The 24148-nt window shown below is 56.0% G+C and carries 20 protein-coding genes and 5 pseudogenes; 8 read left to right on the plus strand and 17 right to left on the minus strand.

Going from position 1 to position 24148, the window contains the following annotated elements; genetic code table 11:
• Window positions 1-21: 21 nt before the first annotated feature.
• Window positions 22-147, plus strand: a pseudogene (locus AB8B29_RS32970) (hypothetical protein); the annotation flags it as partial.
• Here the strand turns inward: AB8B29_RS32970 and thpR are convergent.
• The 3 genes and pseudogenes from thpR to AB8B29_RS32985 form a co-directional block, all read right to left on the minus strand.
• Entirely contained in the window at window positions 113-688 is a 576-nt protein-coding gene (thpR, locus tag AB8B29_RS32975; protein ID WP_113119047.1) for an RNA 2',3'-cyclic phosphodiesterase, read from the minus strand. The pseudogene AB8B29_RS32970 and the gene thpR sit on opposite strands and share 35 nt — an antisense overlap.
• A 56-nt stretch (window positions 689-744) precedes the next feature.
• Window positions 745-1074: pseudogene (locus tag AB8B29_RS32980) on the minus strand (NADH-ubiquinone oxidoreductase-F iron-sulfur binding region domain-containing protein); the annotation flags it as partial.
• 317 nt (window positions 1075-1391) lie between these two features.
• Complete coding sequence (locus AB8B29_RS32985; protein ID WP_173412867.1) at window positions 1392-2792, minus strand: TIGR03808 family TAT-translocated repetitive protein; 1401 nt, start codon at window positions 2790-2792, stop codon at window positions 1392-1394.
• A gap of 198 nt (window positions 2793-2990) precedes the next feature.
• Here AB8B29_RS32985 and AB8B29_RS32990 point away from each other — a divergent pair, with 198 nt between their 5' ends.
• Complete coding sequence (locus AB8B29_RS32990; RefSeq protein WP_173412868.1) at window positions 2991-4181, plus strand: acyltransferase family protein; 1191 nt, start codon at window positions 2991-2993, stop codon at window positions 4179-4181.
• 4 nt (window positions 4182-4185) lie between these two features.
• Here the strand turns inward: AB8B29_RS32990 and AB8B29_RS32995 are convergent, their stop codons facing one another.
• The 3 genes and pseudogenes from AB8B29_RS32995 to AB8B29_RS33005 all read right to left on the minus strand — a co-directional run bounded on the left by AB8B29_RS32995 (window position 4186) and on the right by AB8B29_RS33005 (window position 5627).
• Complete coding sequence (locus AB8B29_RS32995; protein WP_173412869.1) at window positions 4186-4431, minus strand: Tn3 family transposase; 246 nt, start codon at window positions 4429-4431, stop codon at window positions 4186-4188.
• Window positions 4320-4871 (minus strand): annotated as a pseudogene (locus tag AB8B29_RS33000) (transposase); the annotation flags it as partial. The gene AB8B29_RS32995 and the pseudogene AB8B29_RS33000, both read right to left, overlap by 112 nt.
• 135 nt (window positions 4872-5006) lie before the next feature.
• Window positions 5007-5627: a hypothetical protein gene (locus AB8B29_RS33005; protein WP_173412870.1), complete on the minus strand. Its 621-nt coding sequence runs from the start codon at window positions 5625-5627 to the stop codon at window positions 5007-5009.
• Window positions 5628-5811: 184 nt separating this feature from the next.
• On the opposite strand from AB8B29_RS33005, the pseudogene AB8B29_RS33010 reads away from it, so the two are divergent.
• Window positions 5812-5916, plus strand: a pseudogene (locus AB8B29_RS33010) (ATP-binding protein); the annotation flags it as partial.
• Here the strand turns inward: AB8B29_RS33010 and AB8B29_RS33015 are convergent.
• The 10 genes from AB8B29_RS33015 to AB8B29_RS33060 all read right to left on the minus strand — a co-directional run bounded on the left by AB8B29_RS33015 (window position 5906) and on the right by AB8B29_RS33060 (window position 15216).
• A complete protein-coding gene (locus AB8B29_RS33015) occupies window positions 5906-6427 on the minus strand; it encodes an AAA family ATPase (protein WP_439007013.1) in 522 nt (173 codons plus the stop codon). The pseudogene AB8B29_RS33010 and the gene AB8B29_RS33015 sit on opposite strands and share 11 nt — an antisense overlap.
• Window positions 6428-6464: 37 nt before the next feature.
• Window positions 6465-7427: an LD-carboxypeptidase gene (locus AB8B29_RS33020; protein ID WP_234904061.1), complete on the minus strand. Its 963-nt coding sequence runs from the start codon at window positions 7425-7427 to the stop codon at window positions 6465-6467.
• A gap of 190 nt (window positions 7428-7617) precedes the next feature.
• Window positions 7618-8085: an NUDIX domain-containing protein gene (locus tag AB8B29_RS33025; RefSeq protein WP_318284071.1), complete on the minus strand. Its 468-nt coding sequence runs from the start codon at window positions 8083-8085 to the stop codon at window positions 7618-7620.
• A 46-nt stretch (window positions 8086-8131) separates the two neighbouring features.
• Window positions 8132-8833 (minus strand): alpha/beta fold hydrolase, encoded by a 702-nt coding sequence (locus tag AB8B29_RS33030; protein ID WP_113119057.1) that lies wholly within the window; start codon window positions 8831-8833, stop codon window positions 8132-8134.
• 12 nt (window positions 8834-8845) lie between these two features.
• Entirely contained in the window at window positions 8846-9610 is a 765-nt protein-coding gene (locus tag AB8B29_RS33035; protein ID WP_439007014.1) for an isochorismatase family protein, read from the minus strand.
• 79 nt (window positions 9611-9689) lie between these two features.
• Window positions 9690-10679, minus strand: a complete 990-nt coding sequence (locus AB8B29_RS33040; RefSeq protein ID WP_439007015.1) for an IS5 family transposase — start codon at window positions 10677-10679, stop codon at window positions 9690-9692.
• An 83-nt stretch (window positions 10680-10762) separates the two neighbouring features.
• The gene (locus AB8B29_RS33045) at window positions 10763-12136 is read right to left on the minus strand and encodes an SPRY domain-containing protein (protein ID WP_439007016.1); all 1374 of its coding nucleotides are present in this window, start codon (window positions 12134-12136) and stop codon (window positions 10763-10765) included.
• A 144-nt stretch (window positions 12137-12280) separates the two neighbouring features.
• A complete protein-coding gene (locus tag AB8B29_RS33050; protein WP_113119391.1) occupies window positions 12281-13279 on the minus strand; it encodes a hypothetical protein in 999 nt (332 codons plus the stop codon).
• A gap of 25 nt (window positions 13280-13304) precedes the next feature.
• Window positions 13305-14309: a hypothetical protein gene (locus AB8B29_RS33055; RefSeq protein WP_439007017.1), complete on the minus strand. Its 1005-nt coding sequence runs from the start codon at window positions 14307-14309 to the stop codon at window positions 13305-13307.
• Between the two features lie 34 nt (window positions 14310-14343).
• The gene (locus AB8B29_RS33060) at window positions 14344-15216 is read right to left on the minus strand and encodes a hypothetical protein (RefSeq protein WP_439007018.1); all 873 of its coding nucleotides are present in this window, start codon (window positions 15214-15216) and stop codon (window positions 14344-14346) included.
• Between the two features lie 541 nt (window positions 15217-15757).
• On the opposite strand from AB8B29_RS33060, the gene AB8B29_RS33065 reads away from it, so the two are divergent.
• The 5 genes and pseudogenes from AB8B29_RS33065 (at window position 15758) to AB8B29_RS33085 (ending at window position 21869) form a co-directional block, all read left to right on the plus strand.
• The gene (locus tag AB8B29_RS33065) at window positions 15758-16081 is read left to right on the plus strand and encodes an RHS repeat domain-containing protein (RefSeq protein WP_113119389.1); all 324 of its coding nucleotides are present in this window, start codon (window positions 15758-15760) and stop codon (window positions 16079-16081) included.
• Window positions 16082-16140: 59 nt separating this feature from the next.
• Entirely contained in the window at window positions 16141-20865 is a 4725-nt protein-coding gene (locus tag AB8B29_RS33070; RefSeq protein ID WP_439007019.1) for an RHS repeat-associated core domain-containing protein, read from the plus strand.
• A gap of 243 nt (window positions 20866-21108) precedes the next feature.
• On the plus strand, window positions 21109-21492 hold the full coding sequence (locus tag AB8B29_RS33075; RefSeq protein WP_162740656.1) for a hypothetical protein: 384 nt from the start codon (window positions 21109-21111) through the stop codon (window positions 21490-21492).
• Between the two features lie 123 nt (window positions 21493-21615).
• Window positions 21616-21687: pseudogene (locus AB8B29_RS33080) on the plus strand (IS6 family transposase); the annotation flags it as partial.
• Entirely contained in the window at window positions 21660-21869 is a 210-nt protein-coding gene (locus AB8B29_RS33085) for a hypothetical protein (protein WP_234904059.1), read from the plus strand. The pseudogene AB8B29_RS33080 and the gene AB8B29_RS33085, both read left to right, overlap by 28 nt.
• Window positions 21870-22192: 323 nt before the next feature.
• Here the strand turns inward: AB8B29_RS33085 and arsA are convergent, their stop codons facing one another.
• Window positions 22193-23959 carry an arsenical pump-driving ATPase gene (gene arsA, locus AB8B29_RS33090; RefSeq protein WP_113119387.1) on the minus strand — a complete coding sequence of 589 codons (1767 nt, stop codon included), beginning with the start codon at window positions 23957-23959 and terminating at the stop codon, window positions 22193-22195.
• Window positions 23960-24148 lie beyond the last annotated feature (189 nt).

The raw sequence follows: 24148 nt of genomic DNA on the forward strand, positions 1-24148 counted from the left end.
TAAGCAACATTCCCGCCGAAGACGGAGTATAGTCTGACAAATCTCGGGAACACTCTTCATCCGGGGATGGAGGCAATGGCAACCTGCGGAGATCAGACCCGTGAGTCGCCTATTACAACGTTTCGGAATTTGACTTCGGAGGTGTGAGCGAGACACCGCTTACACTGTATCTGCGGATTCTTGTCAGTTCAACGAAACGGCCGATGCGATGGCTGGCATAAAGATGGAAAGCCGAAACAAAACACTCCGCTTGGAACCTTTCATGGCGCTTCAGCCAAGGCCGTGACTTATGCAAATTTTTGCTTTCGACCAGACCCAACGTAACATGGGGGCGGTAGGAGCGCCCTTTGAGATCGGCTTCGGTCCGGGCGAGCACCGCAACGCACTGACATTGCAATGACATCAGCTCGGCGGTCTTTTCAACTCGCGCGCACAACGCCGAATATCCGTTGCCGAGATCATAGGTTTCAACACCCAACAAGCTAGCCGTGAAAGGTTCTACGGCGATGGCTTCAAAAAGCCGGGCAGTCTGTCGCACAGGCTGAGGGGGGTCGCCGATGAATGCGAGCGTCAGGTGGAGGTTTTCGGGAGCGGTCCAATCCACATTGGGCGCCCCACACGCGATACGTTTCAAGGCATCCGCCACCTGGGAATCTGAAATATCGATTGCGACAAATAATCGTTCCATTCTCTTGCCGCTCCCGCTGCGACTTTTAATGAGCTGTCTCCTCCTGTTGTCGTGCCTTAGGCCACCTGCCGCGGCGACGAGACGACCGGATGAAATTGCCTGGATGAGCGATAGGAATTGATGCGTTCTTCTATCTCGTGGCGAAAGTGACGCACTAAGCCTTGGATCGGCCACGCCGCGAAGTCGCCAAGGCCACAGATTGTGTGCCCCTCAACCCTGCCCGCGACGTCCAACAACAGGTCGATCTCGCGATAATCCGCACTGCCGGCCGCCATGCGCTGCATGACGCGCCACAACCAACCAGTTCCCTCACGGCATGGCGTACATTGTCCGCAACTCTCATGCATGTAGAACCTGGAAAGTCTCGCGATAGCCTTTACGATGTCGATTATCGCACGAATTTGACCCACTTTTTCGTTTCAGACGGATCCGTCCACACTGCGAGAAAATGTTTTCGATCAACACCATAAATGCAACTAGGTGGTACACCGCGAAATGAAAAAGTGGCGCAAATCTAGCTGAAACTCAACACTTGAACTTCATCTTGCCAATGCGATGGCGGCGGGAGGCATTGTGCTTGAAAGGCATCGTGACGAAGACCGGCTATTGCGATTGCCGATCACCCACGACAACGCCATTAACGATCCGCGCACCAACGCCCAACAGAGCCATCGCATCAGATAGGGTCAATCCCGCCCGGCGCCTAATGCGCCTTGTTCATTCCAACCGTCAGGGCGCCCACGACGGTCTGAGTTGCATTCCCATAGTCTGTGTTTGCAGCACCGCCAGGTGCATCTCGAACATAATTGGTTCCGTTATATGACACCGAGACAATCGCGCCGGAATAGCTATAGCCGGAGCCCGTGGGGCTTGAAACCTTGGCATAGCCGCTAACCTCGTTGTTGGAAATGAGCAAACCGGCCGCTGATGCGTTAGCCGAATAGCCGATGCCTAAAGGTGTTCCCTTGATTAGATTTCCAGAGACGACAAGATCGTTCGCGGCGTCGTTAGTTCCTACGATAATGCCGCCGTTAGAGGCTGTATCAATAATATTACCGATCGCGTTCACACTTCCCTCAATCGTGATCCCACACCCATCCGTGTTTTTCCCTTCATTGGGGATGTAGACGCTCGTTATCCCCGATATTTGATTTCCGATGAGAGTGACCCGGCGACTTACGCCATCACTGTACAATCCAGAATTTGCAACAGCGATGCCGGCGCCTGCGGACTCGATGATGTTATTTGCGCATATGCCCCCAGTCAGCGAAGTCCCTGAACCTGGCGCTTCGAACCAGATCGCTGTCTCACCGCTTGTCGCGCAATAATTACCGGAGACGACGCTGTCTCCCCCGGCGTTTATTCGGATAGCCGAATAAGCACAATTATATATATTGTTATCCGCCACCCGGACACCGGTCGCCCGGTATATATTAATGCCATTGCCATACTGACCGGTTCCGCCGGCGGAACTTGATATGTTATGTATATAGTTATTAATAATAATAGAAGTATTTCCCACCTGCGTGCTTGTCCAAAGCATTATTCCGTTGTTGTTGCAGTATCCAACATTATTTCTTTCAATATTCACGCCTGCATCCTGGCAAAAGACACCTCTGTCGCAATTATAAATTGTGTTTCTCAGTATCTCCCCGGAGCAATTCGAGAAGCAGGAGATTGCAGCTTGGGTTGTGTTATATATAACGCAATCTTGGATGAGAAACTTGTTGATTCCAGACCCCTGGAATTTAATTAGCCCAGCGGTAGCTGACGTGTCGGTCAAGGCAATATTATTTCCATCGAATACAATATTTTCGATAACGACGTTATTCACGCCGTTCACATTGAATAAATAGGGCGCGCTTCCGCTGAGCTGAATTGTGACCTGCCCGAGAACGCCGCCTATCGTCAGCGGGTTTCCCGAGGCGACGTCAATCTGCGACGAAGGATAGGTTCCCGGCAGCAAGAACAATGGCAAATTGGCTGCTTGCGCGTTCCCGACCAGAGTTGGAAAGGAGCCAACGGAGGTCCAGCCGCTTCCAGGCGAGGAGCTCGCATATGTTCCAACAATACGATCCGGGAGCGCTGTTTGATAAAAGTTCATATTGAAAACCTCGAATAGAGAATACGTCCGCAACAACTTTATTGCCTACCCAAAGAAATGAAAGTGACAATTGAATGAAATTTCATATGAACGCATCCTATACGTGCCGTTTACCATTAACGAATAACGGAACTCGGAATACTGGACTTTCCTACGGCGGCAAGCTTATCAATAGAACAAATATAAAAGGTCAAAGTCATGGAAACCCTTGGAAGCCGTTTAGATCTGCGACGGGGCGTGGCCGAGGGTTTTGACTTTTTGCGTCTTTTTCTCGCGGTAAGTGTTGTCGCTTGGCATTCGTTCGACGTCGTCGCCGGGCTGAGGCTGGACGACACCCCCATCGTTTGGGTTTTCGGCTACTCGATTCTAAGCGCTTTTTTCGCCCTCAGCGGGTTTCTGATCTGCGGCAGCGCCTTACGCTTGTCGCTCGGCGATTTTCTGATCAATCGAGGACTTCGGATCGTCCCAGCGCTGGCGCTGGAAATTGTCCTAAGTGCTCTGGTCTTGGGACCGATCTTCACGACCCTACCTTTAACGGACTATTTCCGAAGCGCTGAAACATGGCACTATTTCACCAATATCGTCGGCCTCATCAACTATACCCTTCCAGGTGTCTTTCAAAGTCATCCTGAGCAGACCGTAAATACCTCGCTTTGGACCGTACCGCATGAAATCATGTGTTACGTTCTGATGTCGATCCTCATCTTCGGGAAGTTTCTTAAGCGGCCCACAATCATCGTTTTGATCGCCGCCGCGTTCTTGAGCTTCGGGCTTTTGCTCTCGTTTTCTGGTCTCACTGACCAGGCCGGCGGAATCGGTAAGATCCTATACCATCTGTATGTAGGGCCGGCGGCGCGCTTGTATATGTTCTTCCTGGCGGGAATCCTATTCTATCTCTATCGAGGAAAGATTCCTTATTCTTGGCCGATCTTTCTTGGCTGTACGCTGTTCTTGCTCGTATGTGGCTTTCTTCCGTTCAGCCCTCGTACTGATGTGCCGTTTGCGACTCTATTCCTTGCGCTGCCGTTGACCTACATGACGATTTTCATCGGGGTCACAAACATCTGGATCCCGACCTTCTGCCGCAAGGGCGACTATTCATACGGAATCTATCTTTACGGATGGCCATTGCAGCAGGTCGTTGTATCCATGTTGCCGTCTATTCATTCTGTTATGATCCAATTCCTCGTCTCAATCCCGCTAGTATTTTGCTTCTCGATGATATCCTGGCATCTCGTCGAGCGGCCCATCCTTCAATTGCGCAAGAAATTTTCCTTTGTCGCCCGCGTGCGGCTCGGCGAAGCGCCGCAGGATGGTGATGTCACATTGCCTTTACGCGGTACCGAGGAGAGCGCACCGGCGATAAGACCCCATCCGGTTTCCGGTTAAGGCCCTACGGCATCCGTCGATCGGTGTCCCAAGAGTAAATGCCGGTGGGATTTATGTACTCCCAACAGAGCGGCGAGATGTGCCTCAGCAACTCGTTGGAAATATTCCGGCAAGGCGGGCTCAGATGGGCGGTGGCACGTCTGAGATAGACTGTATTACGATGTCCGATGACGCTGCCTGTTGAGTTTCGGCTAGATTTGCGCCTATGATGGCGATCCGACCTATGACACCATGCTTTTCCTCCAGCCATTGGCCAGCGTCGTAGACCTTAAGCCCTGTGCTATCGATCAGGACGTGGACGGGCCCTTTCTGAGGGAAGCGATCAGAGTGCCGCTTGTTCGGCGCTCTCGGTTTATTTGCACGACGGCTCAGGGTCGTGTGATCGGGAACGACGAGATCCAGCCCAATCAACTTCAGCACCGAGGTAACGACACCTTCCGTCTGACGCAGCCGAAGGTCGAACACCAGCCCCAGCGTCAGGGCAGTCTCGATCGCCAGATCGGAGTAGCGCGGCTGGCCACCGCGGGTCGTGCGCTTCGGCGCCTGCCAGGACGAGAGTGCCTCCGGCGTCACCCACAGCGTCAGACTTCCGCGCCGACGAAGGCCTGTCTCGTACTCCCGCCAGTTCGTGACCTTGAATTTCATCTTGCCGATACGATGACGGCGGCAGGCGTTGTGTTTGAAAGGCATGTTCAGTCAGCCGCGTTGTTTCCACCCGAGCCAACTACGTCACCGCCGATGAAGGATCCGGGCACCAACGCTGCCAAGACCGCCACGGCGGGATAGATAAGTACCTCATCATCTGCACTGATCTTGTTATATTGCTCAGTACGGAGGATTTGGCATGGTGGCGAAGTTGAACGTTTCGACCATTGTTTTAACGGGATCTGGGAAATACCAATAGGTTGCCGAGAGCTCGCCGTTCTCGAGCACCTGGTTTTCGTTCACATCCCCCATGACGATAAGTGCAACTGTTAGCCTTGGGGTTCCAAGCACCTTGAAATCGACCATTTTATGCTCATGCGAGTGGGTGCAATCGCCTTTCGGCTCACAGATTTCGGCGATCAGCCTGAGCTGCGCGATCGGCTCAAACCCTGGCATGCCAGGTCCGCCCATGAACTGAATTGTGCCTTTCAAGCTCTCCCAATCTGTTCCTGCAGTCGCCCTTTCATAGATGTTCGCGGCATTCCTGAAGGCAAAATCCTTAGCCGCAAGTGGGAAGCCCGGTATCGCTGTGATCAAGAAGGTGACTTTTTTTTGCTGAAGAACACAGTCAATCCAGGTCGGCGCATTATTTGTAGAAGCGCTGCCGCCATCCCTCACGGTGCAGCCGGGATCCATCGCCATGCTCGTGCCGCTAGGTCCTCGCATCAAAGACATTTCAGCTGTCGACGAGCATGTGAACCCAATCATAGCGATCGCGGCAAATGTCATTACCTTCAGCATTGAGCCCCACCCTCAATATATTCAATATTCACGAAGGAAGCTAGGTTGCCGATGCTAAGTCGTCATTAAAAAATTCATGACAATTTGCGGATTCATCACCAGCGTGCCGAATCGTGACCGTGTATGTGGCGGACAGAGGTGAATAGCCCCTAGTTTTCTAGACGCCTTCCGCTTTCAAAGTCTGCTGCCGTTCGGCGCTTCAGGCTGGGCATTGCTCTTCCACCTGTTGAGCAAGCTTTACGAGCACACCAGCGTCATCATAACGACTAACCTGAGCTTCAGCGAATGGGAACTTGCATGCCAGCGGACTTGAGGATCAAACCATCTATTCGTCCCGCGACTACTTCAACGGCATCGTTGTTCTCGATGATCTCCCCCAGGAAAGGCAAATTGCGTTGTAAAGCTTGGTATGTTTGCAGAACTCGGTCACCAAGTCGTTCTCTGCCGGGACGGCTCGCTTCGCGGGCGACGACAGTGTCCAGGGGTGCCCATATGGTGAAAAGGTGGATTGGGGTCGTTGTGGGTAGAAGGCTACAAAACCATTCGAATGAGTCATGCGTTTCGAAAATATAGTCGAGCAAAACTCGTCTTGCGCCCATCTCCAAATAACTGGAAATCAATGCTGCACTCGCCCGGTAAGTCGATCTGGGTCCAAGCCAATCCTTCGCATCGATGGGACTGAAGTCGCGCACCGCGTCTCCTGAAATATTGACCGTGCCCGGAAACGAGTTTGCTAAATGTTTACAGAGCGTGGTCTTCCCAACCCCTGCTGGTCCATTGATCACAATTATATGCGCCATAGATTGCCTCGCGAAATCGATAGTCACCCTTTGGGGCCTAACCGAAAGGAGACGTGATTGTCAGCGTCCCATTGTCTGCATCCAAGGATGCTTCGGTGCCAACTGGAACGGCCAGGGCATTTGCACCGTGCCCCAACGGCAAGCCGCCCAATATCGGAACTCCGAGAACACCCAGTCGATCCCGCAGAACGTCAATCACGGTCCAACCTTTGGATGGGGCAAAGTTGGTAAATTGTCCGACCGCCACTCCTTTGATGCCTGCGAGGAAACCACCTTTTATCAGCCGTGTCAGATTGCGGTCGATATGACCGAGGCCCTTCTCCACATCCTCGATCAGCAATATTGCGCCGTCTAGGCTGGGAAGCGCCCAACCCGCCGCTGTTGCAATCATATCCAGATGGCCGCCCAAAAGCGTGCCGCTGACCTTCCCGGATGTGGTGAGGTCAGCGGTCGACTCGGCTTCATCTGAACGAACGACGATTGCCTCTGTTGACGAGATGACACGCTCGAAGGATGTGGAGGAAATCGCGCCCCATTGCATGGGGTTCCAAGCGGCCCCGTGTATTCCCGGCACGGTACACTGTTGCCAGATAGAAAGCTGAAGGATTGAGATCTCGCTAAATCCAACTAGAATCTTGGGGTCAGCACGCATCGCAACGAAATCCACCCCATCTGCGATCCTATAGGCACCCTTCCCGCCTTGAGTTGCGATGATGGCGCGGACAGTTGGGTCTCTGATCGCGTCGTTTAGGTCCGCAATCCGGTCGTCGTCGCTGCCCGCAAGATAGCCGAGACGGTCGAGGGCGTGCGGGGCCAATTCGGCTCTAAGCCCCAACCCCTCCAAAAATGCGACGCACTTCTCCACATTGCCCTTATCTGGCGTGCTTGCGGGCGAGACCAGGCGGACAGTATCTCCGGAACGCAATCCTGCCAGCTTCGGTTTCCCTGAGCGTGGGCTTAGAAGATTTGGCATAGCTGCGCTGCTCTGATCAGAACCCATCTCGGCGAATCCCCGTGTGATGTGCCGATGATCACTGCCCGCCGCATCGGCGTCAATGACCTCCGACCAACCAAGACGCATCTAAAGCAACAGACGGGTGTTTTTGCGTCTAGCTACAGGACCCTTCCTGTTACAAATATTCCAAACCTGTATGGCCTCGGGTTCGGTCGAAGATAAAGGCTTCAAATCCCTAACCGAACAAAGTCGAAAGTGGGTAAGGGAGTGCAAGGGGCGGCATATCGTTCATCGCGAAATATCGAAGCGATCTCGTCTCGCTATCCGTCCAGGGAACCTGCCCTGTATGCACTTGGCATTTGAAAAGAGTGACGACGTATTCGACATGGTGACCATTCGGGTATGTGTACCTGAACTCATTTCCGCCAAAGACACCTAGAATGCTCGTCGAGGACACTGTGTAACCAGCCTCCTCCATCACCTCCCGCATAACAGCTTCCTGCGGCGTCTCTCCCGGCTCGATTCCACCGGCTGGCAGGCCCCATCCCTCCCCAGAGGCCTTCTCTTGCAGGAGGAGATTGCCCGCGTGGTCATGAATAACGGCGGCAACGGAGGGCAGCAGAAGTAAACGGTTCCCGATCAAACCGCGAAGCTCCATTATGTATGACGCCATTCGATTACTTTCTTGAGGTAGGGAGGCCATCTTGCTGGCCGAGGAAGATTTGCGCGAGTACGCGCCAAGAACTCGTTCACATCGCAGTCTTATTTATCATTTGGAGGATTATAGAGTTTAGCGCCTCTGGTCGTTCCATCGGCACGTAGTGCCCACAGTTGGGGATGACATGCAGGCAGCCATTTGGGGCTAAATCGGCTTGCTTGGAGCTGGTAGCCAGTCCAGGCAGGAGGTCGTCTGTGCCCGTGACTACGTGCACCGGTCCTGAGAATGTTGAAAGGACATCATCTCGGCTTTGGCGGGTGTGAAACGCCTGAACACCTCGCGTCACATCGTCAAGCGGTTGGCGCATGAGGATGCGCTTCGCTTCAGCGATGATTGCCGGTGAAGTCACTGTCGAAAAGGCAGGCTCCCACCATTCGCGCCAAGCAGCCTCCAACCCTTGCTCCCGAAGGGTTTTGATAGCTGTTGCGTGAAACTCCGGGTCCTGCCGTCGCGCAGCCTTTGTCCCGATAAGGACTAGTCCCACAACACGCCCCGGGGCGAGCGCGGCAACCTCCAAAGCACATGAGCCACCAATTGAGCAACCTACGACGATGACTCGGTTACCTCTGGGGAGTTTTAGTGCTTCGGCGGCAAAATCCTCTACACGATCACCGAGACCATAAAGCGTCGGCGCATATGTAGCCCCTGGCAAGAGGTCGAGTTGGGCGGCCCACATTGATCCATCCAAAGGCAGCGCATGGAGTAGTAGAAGTTCCAGATTCTTTCTACACATCACAGAGAAATCCTATGCAGCCGTCGAAGTGGACAAGAGGCTGAGAGCTTCGTTTGTCGGCCGCACATCGCCAAAGCTCCGATAGATATTGTGGAGTGCCGCGTTGTGATCCTGATCGCGCCTGGCAGCCGTCCCGTCAGCTATGAAGATTACCCGGAAGCCGCTGGCATAAGCATCTCGGGCCGAGGACTCACAGCAGATGTTCGTCAACGTTCCGGTGATGAAGACCGTGTCAATTCCGCGAGCGCGAAGAACAGCGGGCAAGTCTGAAGAGCCCGGGAAAAACGCGCTATAGGCGGACTTCTCGAAATACACGTCTTCTGTCTGCGGAGATAAGCCAGCCCACACTCTCTCCGATATCGGGCCAGCCCCGCCTGACGTTCTGAAAACTTCCGCTACCTCTTCGCCGAAGAATTCCCGTGTAAGGTCCGGGTGAGGTTGATCAGCGCCCGGAACAACCCACGCTACAGTACCGCCTGTGGTGCGAAGCACGTCCCCAAGGCGAATGATGTTGGGCAGTATCCCTCTGCAGTAGCCGCTTTCCTCGACGAAAAACGGAACCATATCGATCACGATTAGAGCCGTTCGGCGCGGATCGACAGATTCATACGCATGGCGTCGCCCGCGCCTCTGCTCCTGCCGGTCGTACTCGCGCTGCTCAATCAGCCAGTTGTGAAGTTTGGGGCGTGGGCCAGTAACGTTAGTTGCGATTATGCTGCGCTGATCAGAATCCATCTTGGCGAATCCCCGTGCGATGCTACGATGATCACTGGCCATTGGGTCATCGTCAATGACCTCGCGCAAGCGTTGGTGCATCGGTCGCTGAAAGAACGGATTTCTGTCTTTGATGCTCTCGCTACGCGGTGACGGTTTTGCAGCGGACGGATTTCGGGCGTGCGCATGCCAGCATTCGATTGAGGACGGCACAGCCTATGGAGACTTCCGTCTGCTGCGCTCCGAATGAGCGCGCCCGCAACCTGTATCCGATGATCGATTTGTAGCGACCGATTGCGGTCTCGACCAGAGATCGTTTCCCGTAGCCGGTCGCAGCCTGCCACTTCATCCGGCCATCGGTGTTGATCGCCGCGATGTGGCGGTCTCGTTGGCTCAAGGGATCGGCATCTGGCCCTTTCACCGCGTTTGCGCGTGGCGGAATGACCACCATAGCACCGGCACTATGCCAGGTCACGGCGTCATAAGTTGGACTGCCGTCATAGGCGCCGTCGGCCGTGAACTGTCCGGTCGGCGCATCGATCTGGTCAAGCAGCGCCTCCACCTGCGAGGCGTCGCCGGCATCTTGGTCGGTCATGACGTGGGCGATGATGTCGCCGCTGCCGGCATCCAGAGCCAGGTGCAATTTTCGCCAGTTCCGACGTGATTTGGCACCGTGTTTCTCCTCCAGCCATTTGCCCGCACCGTAGATTTCCAACCCTGTGCTGTCGATGAGGACGTGGACATGTCCCTTTCCCCGAGCTTGGTGCTGTCGCCGCCCGTCCGGCAATCGTCGTTTGCTTGCCCGACGGCTCCGGGTCGTATGATCGGGAACGGCGAGATCCAGTCCCATCAGGGTCAGCACCGAAGTCAAAAAGCCCTCCGTCTGGCGCAGCCGCAGGCCGAACACCAGTCCCAGCGTCAGGGCAGTTTCAATCGCCAGATCGGAATAACGCGGCTGTCCACCGCGCGTTGTCCGCTTCGGCGCCTGCCAGGACGACAGCGCCTCCGGCGTCATCCAAAGCATCAGGCTGCCACGTCGGCGAAGACCAGCCTCATACTCCGCCCAGTTCGTGACCTGGAACTTCATCTTGCCAATACGATGGCGGCGGGAGGCGTTGTGCTTGAAAGGCATCGTGGCGGAGACCGGTTATTGAGCTGGCCACCGCACCTAACCCACCGCGATTAACGATCCGCGCACCAACGTCAACGGGAGCCTCACATCTCGGTAGCGGTGAGACTTATATTCTCGATGGTTGCCGTTCCGCCGCCTATGGCTGCCAGACCAAGATCGAACCAATAAGATGTACCGACAGTGAGCTTTGGGACCATTGCCTGAAGCGCAAACGGGATTTGTTGTGGCGATGACACAATTGCCGTTATCCCGTTCACAGCTCCGCCGAGAGCGGTACCGGTGGCGGACACGCCGTTTGCGGGCGCCGCTCCTGGCCCGTAGCGAAGCTGCACGACAAAGCCCTGTCCCACCGCATTCGTGTTGAACCCATCGCCGGACGCCATGAAGAGCACTCTTCCTGAAGCATTCGGTGTTATCGTGCCGGCGAGGCCTTGCATCACTTGTGTTCCGACACTTGTCGTGCCGGCCGGATTTGTTGGTACCGACTGAGAAGCATTCGCGTTGGAGGTCAGGACACCACTACTGGACAAAGTCGCAGCACCAGTGACCTTTACGGCAGTGGGAGTTGATTCCTGGGCCCAGGGGCTGAACCCGCTAGGTGGCACCGTCAACCAGGACGAGGCGGTCATGGCGACGTTCGCAGCTCCCGCGTTCTCGCGCCAGATGACGGCCGGAAATATGGTTGCACTTGAAAACGTGCTTATCGAGAACCCGCCAACGCCGGTTACTGGGTTCGCGCTGGCCGAATTGTTCCAGTTGCTCGATCCGGTTCTGAACCAGATCAAACGGCTGGTGATGTCGACCGCGATGCCAACCGTACTGCCGGTGGGAACGGAGGCAATCGTTCCAATCTGGACAGCATTGAACCAAACCTGTCCGTTCGGCTCGACGGCGATGCCTTGAGTATTCTTGCCGAGGTAGTTGTTGAAATCGACAGTCGCCGTGGCGACACCGACGCCACTATTGGCGTCTGTAATTGTGACGTTCTGAAATTCGAAGTAATATTTGCCGCTCGATTGGGAATTCGACGCAAGCACCGCAGCATAGGACGCGTTTGTCGATGTGGCTGTCAGATTGCTGTTGCTGAGCTGCACGTTTGCCGACTTTGCCGTCGAGCTGAATGTGGCCCCGGAGCCAACAACGATCATGCCGTCGGTCAAGAGAACTCCACCGAAGCTTCCCGCCCTGTTGAACTGAATCGCGCCGGGTGTACCGCCAGGTGCACCGGATGACGACAGCGTAACAGCGCCTGCGCTATTTGTAATCGTAACACCTGGACCGGCTGTCAAGGTTGCAGCTTGTGGGGCGTTTCCCGTCGAACCGATAAGCAGCTGTCCGTTGGTCAATGGACCAACCGCTGCAAACCCACCATTACCGGCGTTCACCTGCACCGTATTTTGAGAACCCGCTGGCGCCGCATCCTCGATACAGTTTGCAAGTGCGTTGACGTCGCCCATAACCTGCGTTGCGTCGGCGACCTGACCATTGTTCAACTGATAGGGAACGGTGCATTGAGCGAATGCAGTTCCGGCGAATGCGACAGCGCCCAGAAATATGATGATGCCACGGCCAAGACTCATGTCCAATGTCTCCTTCTGGCTTTAAAGACTTACGACTTTCCAAGAGAGCACCTGGAACGCCGCCGGCCATGTTTGCCTGATGTTCGGTGGGAATATGACAGCTGGTCCTATCTTGCTCAGATTGGTCAGGTCAGCGGTTGCCGAAACCGAGTAGGCGGGGATGAAGAATTCGCCGTCGCGTGAGAACGACCAAATCAGATTGGTGCCATCGTAGGTCAATCGCTGCCATATGGCCTGTGCTGGTTGAGGGAAGCCAACATCCTGGCTCATTGTGTCATTGACCCGACCGTTAAGGCCGATGCCACCCGATGTGATAAAATAGTCGAAACGATAGTCCCCTGCGCCATTGGCGCTGACCCCAAACTCGATTGCCTTGTTGTTGACGGCGTCTCGCACCGCGATTGAGGGCATGGAGTAGTCGGAAAGGCCGCCGGTGTAGACCCCCAGCATGGTCGCCTGCCAATGGCCGGAGGGGACATTCATTTCAGCCATCATCGCCGTGCCGTTAACAGCAGCCGACGTTGATAAGACGACTCCTCGACTGGAACTCGTGATCGCAGCACCTGTCGGCGGCGTTGTGGATGTCTGCAACACAAAGCTCGCAGCGGTCGGCTTGACAACGGCAGTCCCGTTCAACCAATCGGCGCCCCCACCACCCAGAACGCCGGTCGTAGCAATCGATATGCTGCCCGGAGAGTTCGCGATGGCGATACCGGTGCCGGCGGTCAAGGTTGTCGCGTTCGGTGACGCTCCTGTCGAGCCGATCAGCAATTGCCCGTCGGTTAAGGGACCCACGGCACTAAATCCGCCGCTGCCATTATCGAGCTGGATACTGTTTTGCGTGCCCGCCGGAGCGGTTCCGCTGAGACATGTCGCAACGGCATTGAAGTCGCCCATGACCGGGGTGCTATCGACCACACCGCCATTGACGATCTGACTGGGGACGGTGCATGCGGCCGCTGCCGCGTCGACCATACCGAGGAGGAAAGCGAGTGATATCAGATAACGCTTCTTATCCATGACAGGACTCCGGCTTTCGTGGTGATCAGAGCGAGGCGAGGTTCCAGGACAGAATATGGTATCCGCTGTTCCAGGTCGGGTGACTTGGCTGGTAAAAGAGGACAGCAGGGCCGATCGTGCTCAGCTGGCTCAGCCAATCGGTCGCGGATACTGAATATGCATTCGTAAAGTTCTCGCCATCGCGCGAAAACGACCAGACAAGGGTCGTGCCGTTATAGGTCAGCCGCGACCATATCGGCTCGCTGGGTGAGGAGAAACCAGTATCCTGAAACGATGAATCACCGGCATTGGCGTCGAGGCCCACGCCGCCGGACGTCTTGATATAGTCAAATCTATAAGTGCTGGCGCCGTTACCACCTTGCGAAAACGATACTGCGCGGTTGGACGTGGAATCGCGAACGGTAATGGAAGGCTGGACGTAGTTGGAAAGCGGACCGCTATAAACACCGAGCATGGTCGCCTGCCAGTTCCCGGTCGGAAGCGCGGTCTCGGCCATCACAACACGGCTATCGGCACTGGACGTAACAGATAGCAGCATCCCTCGCGTGGTCGCCGATAGCGCCGCACCAGTTGGTGCGGTCGTGCTCGTGCGCATGGTGAACGCGGATGGCACGGGCTTAACCACGGCGGCCTTATTGAGCCAATCGACCGCGGCGCCTGTTCCGCTTCCGGTCGCCGAAATCGTGATCGATGCCGGACCCCCGGTGATAGCAATGCCGGATCCTGCTGAAAGAGCACCGGCTTGTGGAGGATTGCCTGTCGAACCGATGAGAACCTGACCGTCCGCAAGCGGTGTAGCGCCCGCGAGCGATCCGCTTCCTGAATTGTATATGATGGAATTTGCGCTGCCGCTCGGCGTTTGATCGTCCGCACAATTGGCGAGAGCGGTGAAGTTTGCTGCGACCTTTGAAGCATCCGCCACATCACCGCTTTGAAGCTGGTTGGGCAGAGTGCACTGCGCAAAGGCAGTACCGGCAGCCGTCATGAAGGCTGCGGCAAGGATCGGCGTGAGGAACGAAGCTCTGGGCATGAGAGACCTCAATGCTGGAATAGCGAAAATCGTGTCACAGACTGGCGAGCTGCCACGAAAGGATGTGATAGGCCGAGGGCCATGTCGGATGCGTTGGCTGCTGAAAGAAAGCGACCGGCCCTACACGATCGACATTGGATAGGTTGTCGGCGGCAAGGACCGTGAGCACGGTGGAGAAGACTTCCCCATCCCGCGAGAACGACCAGGAAAGGTTTGTGCCATCATAGGTGACTCGAGACCAAATGGGCTGTGACGGCGGTGGCAAGCCTATGTCGGCCGCCGCCGTCTGCCCGAGGATGGTGTCAAGGCCAAGCCCTCCAACGGTCCTGACGTATGCCGCCTGATAAGACGTCGTTCCAGAGCTGCCAATACCAAACTCCACGGCACGATGGCTGATCGAGTCACGGACGGCAATGGCTGGGAAGCTGGCCGGCGCAAGCGGCCCGGAATAGACCGCTAGCATGGTAGCCTGCCAAGAACCGCTTGGGGTAGTCGTTTCGGCCATGACTGCGGTGTCGTCAGCGACCGATGTGGTCGTGAGCGCCATGCCGCGAACAGTTGGCACAAGGGAGGCACCGGCAGGCGCCGTCGTCGATGTCACCAGGGAAAAATTCGTGGCGATCGGTCTGATGACCGCTGCCTCGTTCAGCCAATCGACGGCATTTGCTGAGCCGCTGCTCGTTGCTGAGATCGAAATGCTTCCGGGGGCATTCATGATGGCGATGCCTGGCCCTGCGGTCAGGGTTTTTGCTTGCGGCGCACTGCCAGTCGTTCCGAGGACAACCTGTCCAGAGGACAGAGCAACACCGCTAAGGCTGCCGCTCGATGTCTCGAACTGGACAGAGTTTTGACCGCCTGACGGCGCCGTCGCGTCTGCGCAGCCTGCGACGGCCGAAAAATTCTGCATGACCTGTGTCGCATCGGCCGTTTGACCATTGGACAGGACATTGGGCACCGTGCAAGCGGCCATCGCCGGCGACGACACCAGTAAGAGAAGTGCACAGGGAAATAAATACGCAGAAAGGTTGCTTTTCGATCGCATCGGTCGTCCTCGTGGGAGCTGGTAAAAGCAATGTTTTTTTGCAAATCGAGGTGCGTCTTATGTGCACAATGAAGGTATTTCCGTCAATCGTTAAAATATAAATCGTATGAAAATGTGAATATCTTTAATTACACCTAGATATCTATAAATATAGAGCTCCGAAAAACATAAGTTTTTCAGATTTAAACTGAAAGCAATGCTTCGATTCCCGGTTTTTACGGGATTGTATTTCTGATTATTGTATGAGAAGTCTATTTATGCGCTGGGGGCTTCGCTGAACGCCATCGCAGACGGCTGGGGATTAACCCGAAATGCGCTGCAATTCATGCGAAAGCTATCTATCAAAAGATAAACGCACAAGATGTAGATCGTGCAACAGTAAACAAATTTCCAAAGGGATGCCTCGATGATTGCAAGGCTCGGCTTCCAGATAATTGTTTCGATTGTACTTTTGGCGAGCGCCGTTCCGGTGTTTGCAGACACCAAATCGAGCCAGGCGGGCTACGATGCCAATGGCCGACTGACGACAGGCTTCTACGACAGCTCGAAGTGCATCGTTTACGGCTATGACCCGAACGGCAATCGGACGTCTCAGCAGACCGCGACCAAGGATGCCTCGCCACCAATCTGGGGGCAGGTCAACTGGGGCGGCGCCAACTGGACTAACGGGGTCGCCGACGCGATCTGGGGTTCGGGATCCTGGGGATGCATCCTGTGGACGCAACCGTGACGAAGGTCGGCTGACGACCTTCGACGCAATGCCTTTCCAAAAATTGACGAGAGATCTCGATGATGTCTGCCTTCAAATCCGGAACAGCAGCGGTATTACTTCTCGTATTGATGTCCACCGCGCCGGCCGCGGCTGCACCGCCGACGACCGTGACAATTTCCGCCCCCAATATGGCCGGCTTTGCCGAACCTCTGGTCAGGACAAAAGCGACAGTAGCGATCGAGGACGAAGATCTTTCTGCCGCGGTCGATGGCTTCGCTCATCGGCAGGATCCGTCCGATCTCTCCAGCTTGACGACGTTTCTGGCAAAGCATCCCCATAGCGGTTGGTCGACGGCGCTTTGGACCAATGTCGGTCTGTCTTACCTGCATGACGGCTATTTCTCCCGCGCCCTCGATGCATGGCAGAATGCCTGGACGGAGGGTCGCGACGCTTCCACTCCAGAGGCGCGAGCACTGACCGATCGGGCTGTGGGCGAGCTTGCGAGCCTGAACGCCAGTATGGGACGCAGCGACGATCTGGCGGTCCTGTTTGGCCAGCTCGGCCAGCGCAAGGTTTCCGGCCCCGCGACGGAGACCATCCAATCCGCTCGTGATATGCTGACGCTGGTCAAGACGGATCCCCGGCATCTGTTCAATTGTGGACCGTTAGCTTTGCGCGCCCTTCTGCTGAGCCAGGGCGTCAATGCGGACAAGCTCAATTTCCTGCAATTCTACAATGCCGGAACGGAAGGTACGACGCTTGCTGAGCTGGGCCGCCTGGCGGGTCAGGCGAAGCTCGATTATCGCCTCATCCGTAGATCCGTCGACGAGAGCGTCCCCGTTCCGTCCGTGGTCCACTGGAAGGTGGGGCATTTCGCCGCGATCGTCGGCAAGGCGAATGGCCGCTATCATGTCCAGGATGCGGTCTTTCCCAATGCCGATATCTGGGTCACGCCGGATGCGCTTAATGCGGAGGCCAGCGGTTATTTCCTTGTGCCCGCAAGTGAGGTTGCTAGTGCAGGCTGGCAGGCAGTCCCGCTGATTGAAGCCGCCGTGGTTCGGGGCAAGGGACCGACCAATAATACGCGCAAGGGCGACGCTGGTGATGGTTCTGTGGGAGGCGGCGGTGCTGGTGGTGGTGGCGGCGGCGCTGGAGGAGGTGGTGCAGGAGGCGGAGGCACCGGCGGCGGCGGTGTTGGAGGCGGCGGCGCAGGCGGTGGTGGATGCCCACTTTGCTTCGTGAGTATCAAAGAGTCCAGCGTAAGCGTGGCGCTGTCGGACACGCCGGTCGGCTATGTCCCCCCGATCGGTCCATCGATGAAGATTGGCATCAGCTACAATCAACGTGAGGACAGCCAGCCAGCCAATTTCGACTATTTCAACATCAGCCAGAAATGGTCATTGAGCTGGTCGAGCTACATTATCGACGATCCGACCAATCCTGGCGCGAACGTGTCTCGTATCATGGGCGAAGGCGGAGCGTTCTACTATATCGGCTATGATCCCGTCCGCAAAACCTTCGCTGGGCAAGATACTGACGGCTCGATCTTGTCGCTCGCCTCGCCATCGCCCGTCAGCTATCGGCGACAGTTGCGCGATGGTGGGATGGAGATTTACGAGCAGGCCGACGGCAGCACTGCTTATCCGCGCAAGATATTTCTCAGCAAGGTTATCGATCCTCAGGGCAACGCGGCCACGTTGCACTATGACAGCCAAAAGCGGCTAACTTCAATCACCGATGCCGTCGGGCGCGATACGACCTTCAGCTACGATGTCCCCGGCAGGCCGCTGCTCGTCAGCAAGATCACCGATCCGTTCGGGCGCAGTGCGACGCTCGGCTATGACGACCAAGGACGCCTCGTCTCGATCACCGATATCATCGGACTAACGTCAAGCTTCACCTATGACGCCAATTCGCTGATCAGCAGCCTTACGACGCCCTATGGGACGACACGTTTCAGCTATACGGCACCTGGAACGACAAGTCCGCCGCGTTTCGTGCAGGTTACAGATCCGCTCGGCAATAAGGAGCGGGTGGAGTGGCTGGAGCCGGCGCCGATTCCTGACAGCGATCCGGCGGCCACGGTTCCAGTCGGCATGCCGCTGCCGCTGACGAACGGCTATCTGACCTACCGCAACAGTTTTTATTGGGACAAGAGCGCCTACATTGCCGCCGGTTGCACCGACACGGGCGGCTGCGACTATAACAAGGCCAGGATTCGTCACTTTGTGCACATGCCGGGTTCATCCATCAAAGGGACCGCCATTGAGAGCGAGAAAAATCCGCTGGAAAATCGGGTCTGGTATACTTATCCCGGTCAGACCGGATCGACCGGCACGCTCTATGGCGGAACCTATAACCGACCGACTGCCATCGGCCGCGTGTTGGACGACGGCACGTCCCAGATCAGCACCTACGCCTATGACAGTAATGGAAACCTGACCCAGGCGACCGATCCATCCGGGCGGATCACCTACTATGCCTATACGGATGGCATCAACCTCGCCGCCGTCAGTCAGGCGAGCGAATTTGGGACGCGATCGACACTTGCTCAATATATTTACAACAAACAGCGTCGGCCGATTTTCTATACCGATGCTGCCGGTCGCACGAGCACGATCGAATATAACGCTGCTGCTCAGATGACCTCGTTCACCAATGCGCTCGGTGAGAAGACGACCTATCAGTATGATACGAATGCAAATCTGTCGTCCGTCATTAATGCGAACAACGCCACCGCTGCCAGCTATACCTATGACGGCTTTGCCCGCGTACGTACCTATACCGACTCCGAAGGCTGGACCGTCACCTACGATTACGACGCCGCCGATCGCGTTACCAAGATCACTTATCCTGACGGCACTTCGCAGCGCTACACCTATCAGAGGTTGGACCTCGTATCCTACAAGGATCGCGAGGGGCGGCTCTGGCAATATCAGTACGACGCCAATCGACGCCTGATCGGCATTGTCGATCCGCTTCGGCAGACGACAACTCGCGGCTACGATCCGGCGGGGAACCTCGTTTCTCTTACCGATTGGAAAGGGAATACAACATCCTGGACCTACGACGTTCAGGACCGGCAAACCTCGAAGACTTATGCCGACAACAGCCGCGTTACCAACACCTACGAAAACACGACCAGCCGACTGAAGAGCGTTCTCGACGCCTTGGGACAGACAAAGCAATATGGCTATGCGATCGACAATAATCGGATAAGCCTGACCTATCTCAACGCGATCAATCCGACTCCGAACGTGTCGTTTGCCTATGATCCCTATTTCGTTCGCTTGGCCTCGATGACCGACGGTGTGGGAACGACGACTTACGGCTACAACCCGTCCTATGTCGACGGCGCCCAACAACTGGCCCTGGAGTGCTTTACGGCAACGAGCTCAACAAGCTGCTCACATACAATTGCTTACGAATATGATGCTCTCGGGCGGCCGGCAAGTCGGCAGATTTCCGGCAGTGGTGCGGAAACGCTCCAATACGATGCCATTGGCCGCGTGAGCAATCACTCCAGCGACCTCGGTGCCTTCCAGATTAGCTATCTTGGCCAAACTCCACAGATCGCTGTCAGGCAATTGTCGCCGGCAACTTCCAGTTTGAAAACGACCTGGAGTTACCTCGATAACGCTCACGACCGTCGTCTGTCTGGCATCGCCAACACCGGCCTCACGACTAGTCGGTATACTAACTTCACGTTCCAGACATCGCCTGAGAATTTTATCACCGGTATCACACAAGATAGCGATACAAGCGTCGCAGTACCCAATCCAGCCGCGCAGATCGTATCGTTCAACAATATCAACGAGATCATACAGGTATCCGGCCAAGCCTATAGCTATGATGCCAACGGAAATCTCCTCTCGGATGGTTCCCGAAGCTATTCGTGGGATGCGGAAAATCGGTTGGTCGGCATCGCCTATCCCGCCCAACCTGGCAAGCAGACCAAGTTTGTATACGACGGGCTTGGACGTCGCAATGAAATCGACGACACGCCGGCTGGTGGTGGGAGTGCAGTTAAGCAAAAATATGTTTGGTGCGGCGACGGGCTCTGCCAAGCACGTGATGGAAATTATGCCGTAGCTCGGACCTATTTGAATGAGGGTGAATACAAGGTTGGTGCCGCAAATCCGTCCCTCTTTTACGGCGTTGATCAAATTGGGTCCGTACGACGAGTGTTTGAAAGTGCGACGAAAGCTTCTGCCTATGACTACGATGCATGGGGCGTGGCACTAGGGCAGACAGCGGCTCTGACCGATCTCGGATTTGCACGCATGATGGGTAGCCACGACAGCGAGCTGAGTCTGACCTGGTTTCGAGGATACGGCGCAGACACCGGGCGATGGATATCGCGGGATCCCCTAGAATCATTGTCATCCCTAGCGAATCTGTACTCGTATGCTGACGCCGATCCAATCTGGACAGTTGATCCTCTTGGGTTAGAGCCAATACCGGACCCTAACGGCGTAGTACCTGGAGGACCTTGGACGCCAGCTGGATCAGGACAGAGGCCAGGATCCTTTTATGGTCCTCCCCAACCCTCGGGTGGCCGGGATATTTGCACATGGGTGCCTCCAGAGGGGCAAGGTGGACCGCCGGGCTCGCAGGGCTACTGGAAAGCAAAGGGACCTAATAGCTCTTGGCAGCGTTACAATCAAAGTGGAACTGGGATATCGCCTGACGAGGCTCACCCTGGAAATTCGGGCGGCGGATCTCCATTTCCGTACATGAGGTATTCTACGCCGGCGGGTGCTTTTTTCGGAACTCTTTTGTACAGTTCACCAGCGTATTGAGGACAAATACACCAGCTAGGACTCGGCGCAGAAGTTTGGAGTGAAATATCTATGATGCGATCACATGCTATCGACGAAGTCGAAACGCAGAGGAGACTCCGGAAAATTGGGCTCGAACTGGGCGCATGGCACAAGATGGGATACCTCCGTCAACCCGACAATTACGCTTGGCAAAGTACCGTCGCTCCTCGAGACGCAAACGTGCTTTTGTCATTTTCTCAACGAGCATTAGAATGGTTGCCTATGGCCGACCAATATGTTGCAGCGTTTGATGATTCCGCAGTCATTACGAATGAGCAGATGCTAATTCTGGAGGATATCGCAGGTCAGCCTGTAAGAGTTGCCGCGAAGTCAGGAGCTTCGCTAATTCTCGCCGCGAATACCCCGCTCGACCTTAGGATGAACCTTTCGTATTTTGTGTATTTTTGTCTGCTGTTTGGATTGCATCTCTACATCACGGCAACCGATATCGATGAGGGGCCGATACTTGGCCTCGTAGACGAGGCAGCTTATTTTATATCACGACGCCCAGATCACAGGCAGAAATTGTTCTCCAACATCACAGAGGATGCTAAACACGGATCACCTGCTTGGGTAGCAGAATACGAGTACATGCCTTTTACTTAGAGTCAGCGAAATCTATCACTGGCCCTAGGAGCACAGATACTAGGTGGGCAGCGGCAACTGGCTCTGTTGCAAAATTTCCGCTGATGCCCGAAAGAGCGCTGTCAATTTGCAGCGGGACTTTTGATGGGTGATTTCAAGTGGCGTCATTTTCAGGGTGAGATTATCCTTTGGGCGGTCCGCTGGTACTGCCGCTACTGGTCAATCTGGTCAACAATCTCGACCAGCTGGCCGAAGGCCGCGAACAGGTGCTAGCCCGCGTGAGAGAACGTGCCCTACAAGGCAATCGCACAGCCCTCAGCCGTGCCGCCAAGGAATACGGCGTGGTGCGCACGCGGAAATTCTTCAACGCCCTCGCAGCGGACGCACATGCCAGCTGATTTCCTACATTGGCATAGGGATTTTGCATCCCTCTTGCGAATCGGCGCTGACCAGATGAAGGTGCAGCCGATGCTGGTCGACGGAATGGCAAGTTTGGAGCCGTGAGGGGACAGTCCGATGTTGGGGTGCGGAAGCGCGAGGGTGGACATCCAAACATCTGACGATGTGGTCCCAGCTCGGCCAACTGCGGACATATTAGATCTGTCTCTAAGGTAGGCAAAGCCTCAGGGCGCAAGCGCCTCCAGCCGGCCGCGGGAAGGGATGTAACGAGAACCGCCATCGTTCGACGCGGCTTCCTAAGTCGAGCTTGGCATTCGTCGCCTCACTCCCGCCCGGACAGCTGTTTCAAAGCGTCGATGCCAACCGGGGGAACAGCCTGGAATGGCAGAATATAGGCTCGTTTCGCCAATTTGCGTGTAATCCGGTCGATCTGCACCCGTTCTCCCGCAAGGCGCGACTGCAAAAGCGGGTCATGCGTGCCACTCGCCGCCATGGTCCTATTGACCACCCAACCGTAAGGCTCAATCTTCGCTCGGCGCAAATCTTCCTGCAGCATCGCCGCTTCGGAGACCGGCGTCGTTTCAGGAAGGGAAACGAGGATGACGCGCGTATATTCCGGGTCCTGCAGGCGCATCAGTGGCGTGACTATCCGGCCAGGGCCGACCGTCTCCATCTGTCGCGTCATTTGACGATGATAGGCGCCCGTCGCATCCAGTAGGAGAAGCGTGTGTCCCGTCGGAGCGGTGTCGATGACCACAAAGGCGTCGCGGGCCTCTGCTACGATCCGTGAGAAGGCGTGGAAGACAGCGACTTCCTCCGTGCAGGGAGATTCAAGATCTTCCCGGAGAAGCGCCTTGCCTTCCTCGTCGAGATCGCGTCCGCGTGAGGACATGACTTTCTCGATGTAACGTTTGGTTTCGGCAGCCGGATCAATCCTGTCAACCGTCAGACCGGGCATACTTCCCTCGACGACAAACGACAGGTGAGCCGCCGGATCAGTGGTCGTTAAATGCACGGCATGGCCGCGTTCGACCAGGCCGATCGCAAGGGCCGCAGCGACCGTCGTCTTTCCGACGCCGCCCTTTCCCATCACCATCACCAGGCCTTTGCGGCCACCGGCGATCTCGTCAATCAATTTCGCAAGCGACGGCAGGGTGGTCTGGGCGGCTGCCACCGGTTCCTGGATGGTCGACGCCTGCGACTGAGGTGCGAACAAGGCCCTCAGTGCATCAAGACCAACCAAGTCGAAGGGAAGCATCGGAAACTCGTCGCTCGGCAGCCGGGACAGTTCAACCGGCATCGTCGAGAGCGCGACATCCTGTGATCGCTCAATTCCGACTGCAATCGGATCATCGCGCTTAGTCGCACGAAACCGCCCATTGATCGCGAGCAGTTGATTCTTTAGCCCGAGGGCCGCCAGTTCGCCCGACGTGCGTGAGCCCTCGCGAAGAGCACTCGAGTCCGGACGGGCGACCAGGACGATCCGGGTGCGCTTCTCATCTCCCAGGCATGCAAGCGCCTTCCGGAACCGCGCCTCCTGCATCTTCAGGCCCGAGTGCGGACCCAGGCACGATGCGCCCCTGTCATTACCCTCAAGAAAACCGGTCCATGCCTTTGGGAGACTGAGAAGCCGTAATGTGTGACCTGTGGGTGCGGTGTCGAAAATGATATGGTCGAACGTCGACATGTCGTCTGCAAGGAGTCCGACAAAGGCATCAAACGCTGCAATCTCTGTCGTGCAGGCTCCGGAAAGCTGTTCCCGAACCGTGTTCCGTTCGCTCTCGGAAGTGTTGGCTGCCATCTGTGCCAATACACGTTCGCGATAGTCGTCGGCGGCCGCTTCCGGATTGATGTTCATGGCGTAGAGGCCGGGTACGGATGGGACTGGGGTGGGGATATCCCGGAGCGGCGTCGCCAGCATTTCGTCCAGATTGGAGGCGGGGTCAGTGCTGACCAGCAGCACCTGCTTTCCGCCGTCGCAGAGCGTGATCGCGCTCGCACAGCTTAGGGACGTCTTGCCGACCCCGCCCTTGCCCGTGAAGAACAGGTACCGCGTCGGGTTGGTCAATATTTGCTGCGTCTCGGCCATGACGATCTCACTTTCAGAAAAGCTTAGATGATCGAGACCGAACCATCCTTGATCGACCTCAATCTATATCGAATGAGGCGTAACTTTTCTGCGCAGCATTCTCTGCGCGATGGAATGAGAGCGTGTCCGCAACATGCATGATCGCGGTGGCGTCGTGTCTGGATGGCGCCCGCTTGGCAAGGTGATTTC

This window comes from Rhizobium sp. 11_C7_N12_5, from assembly GCF_051811145.1.
Taxonomy (GTDB): domain Bacteria; phylum Pseudomonadota; class Alphaproteobacteria; order Rhizobiales; family Rhizobiaceae; genus Rhizobium; species Rhizobium lusitanum.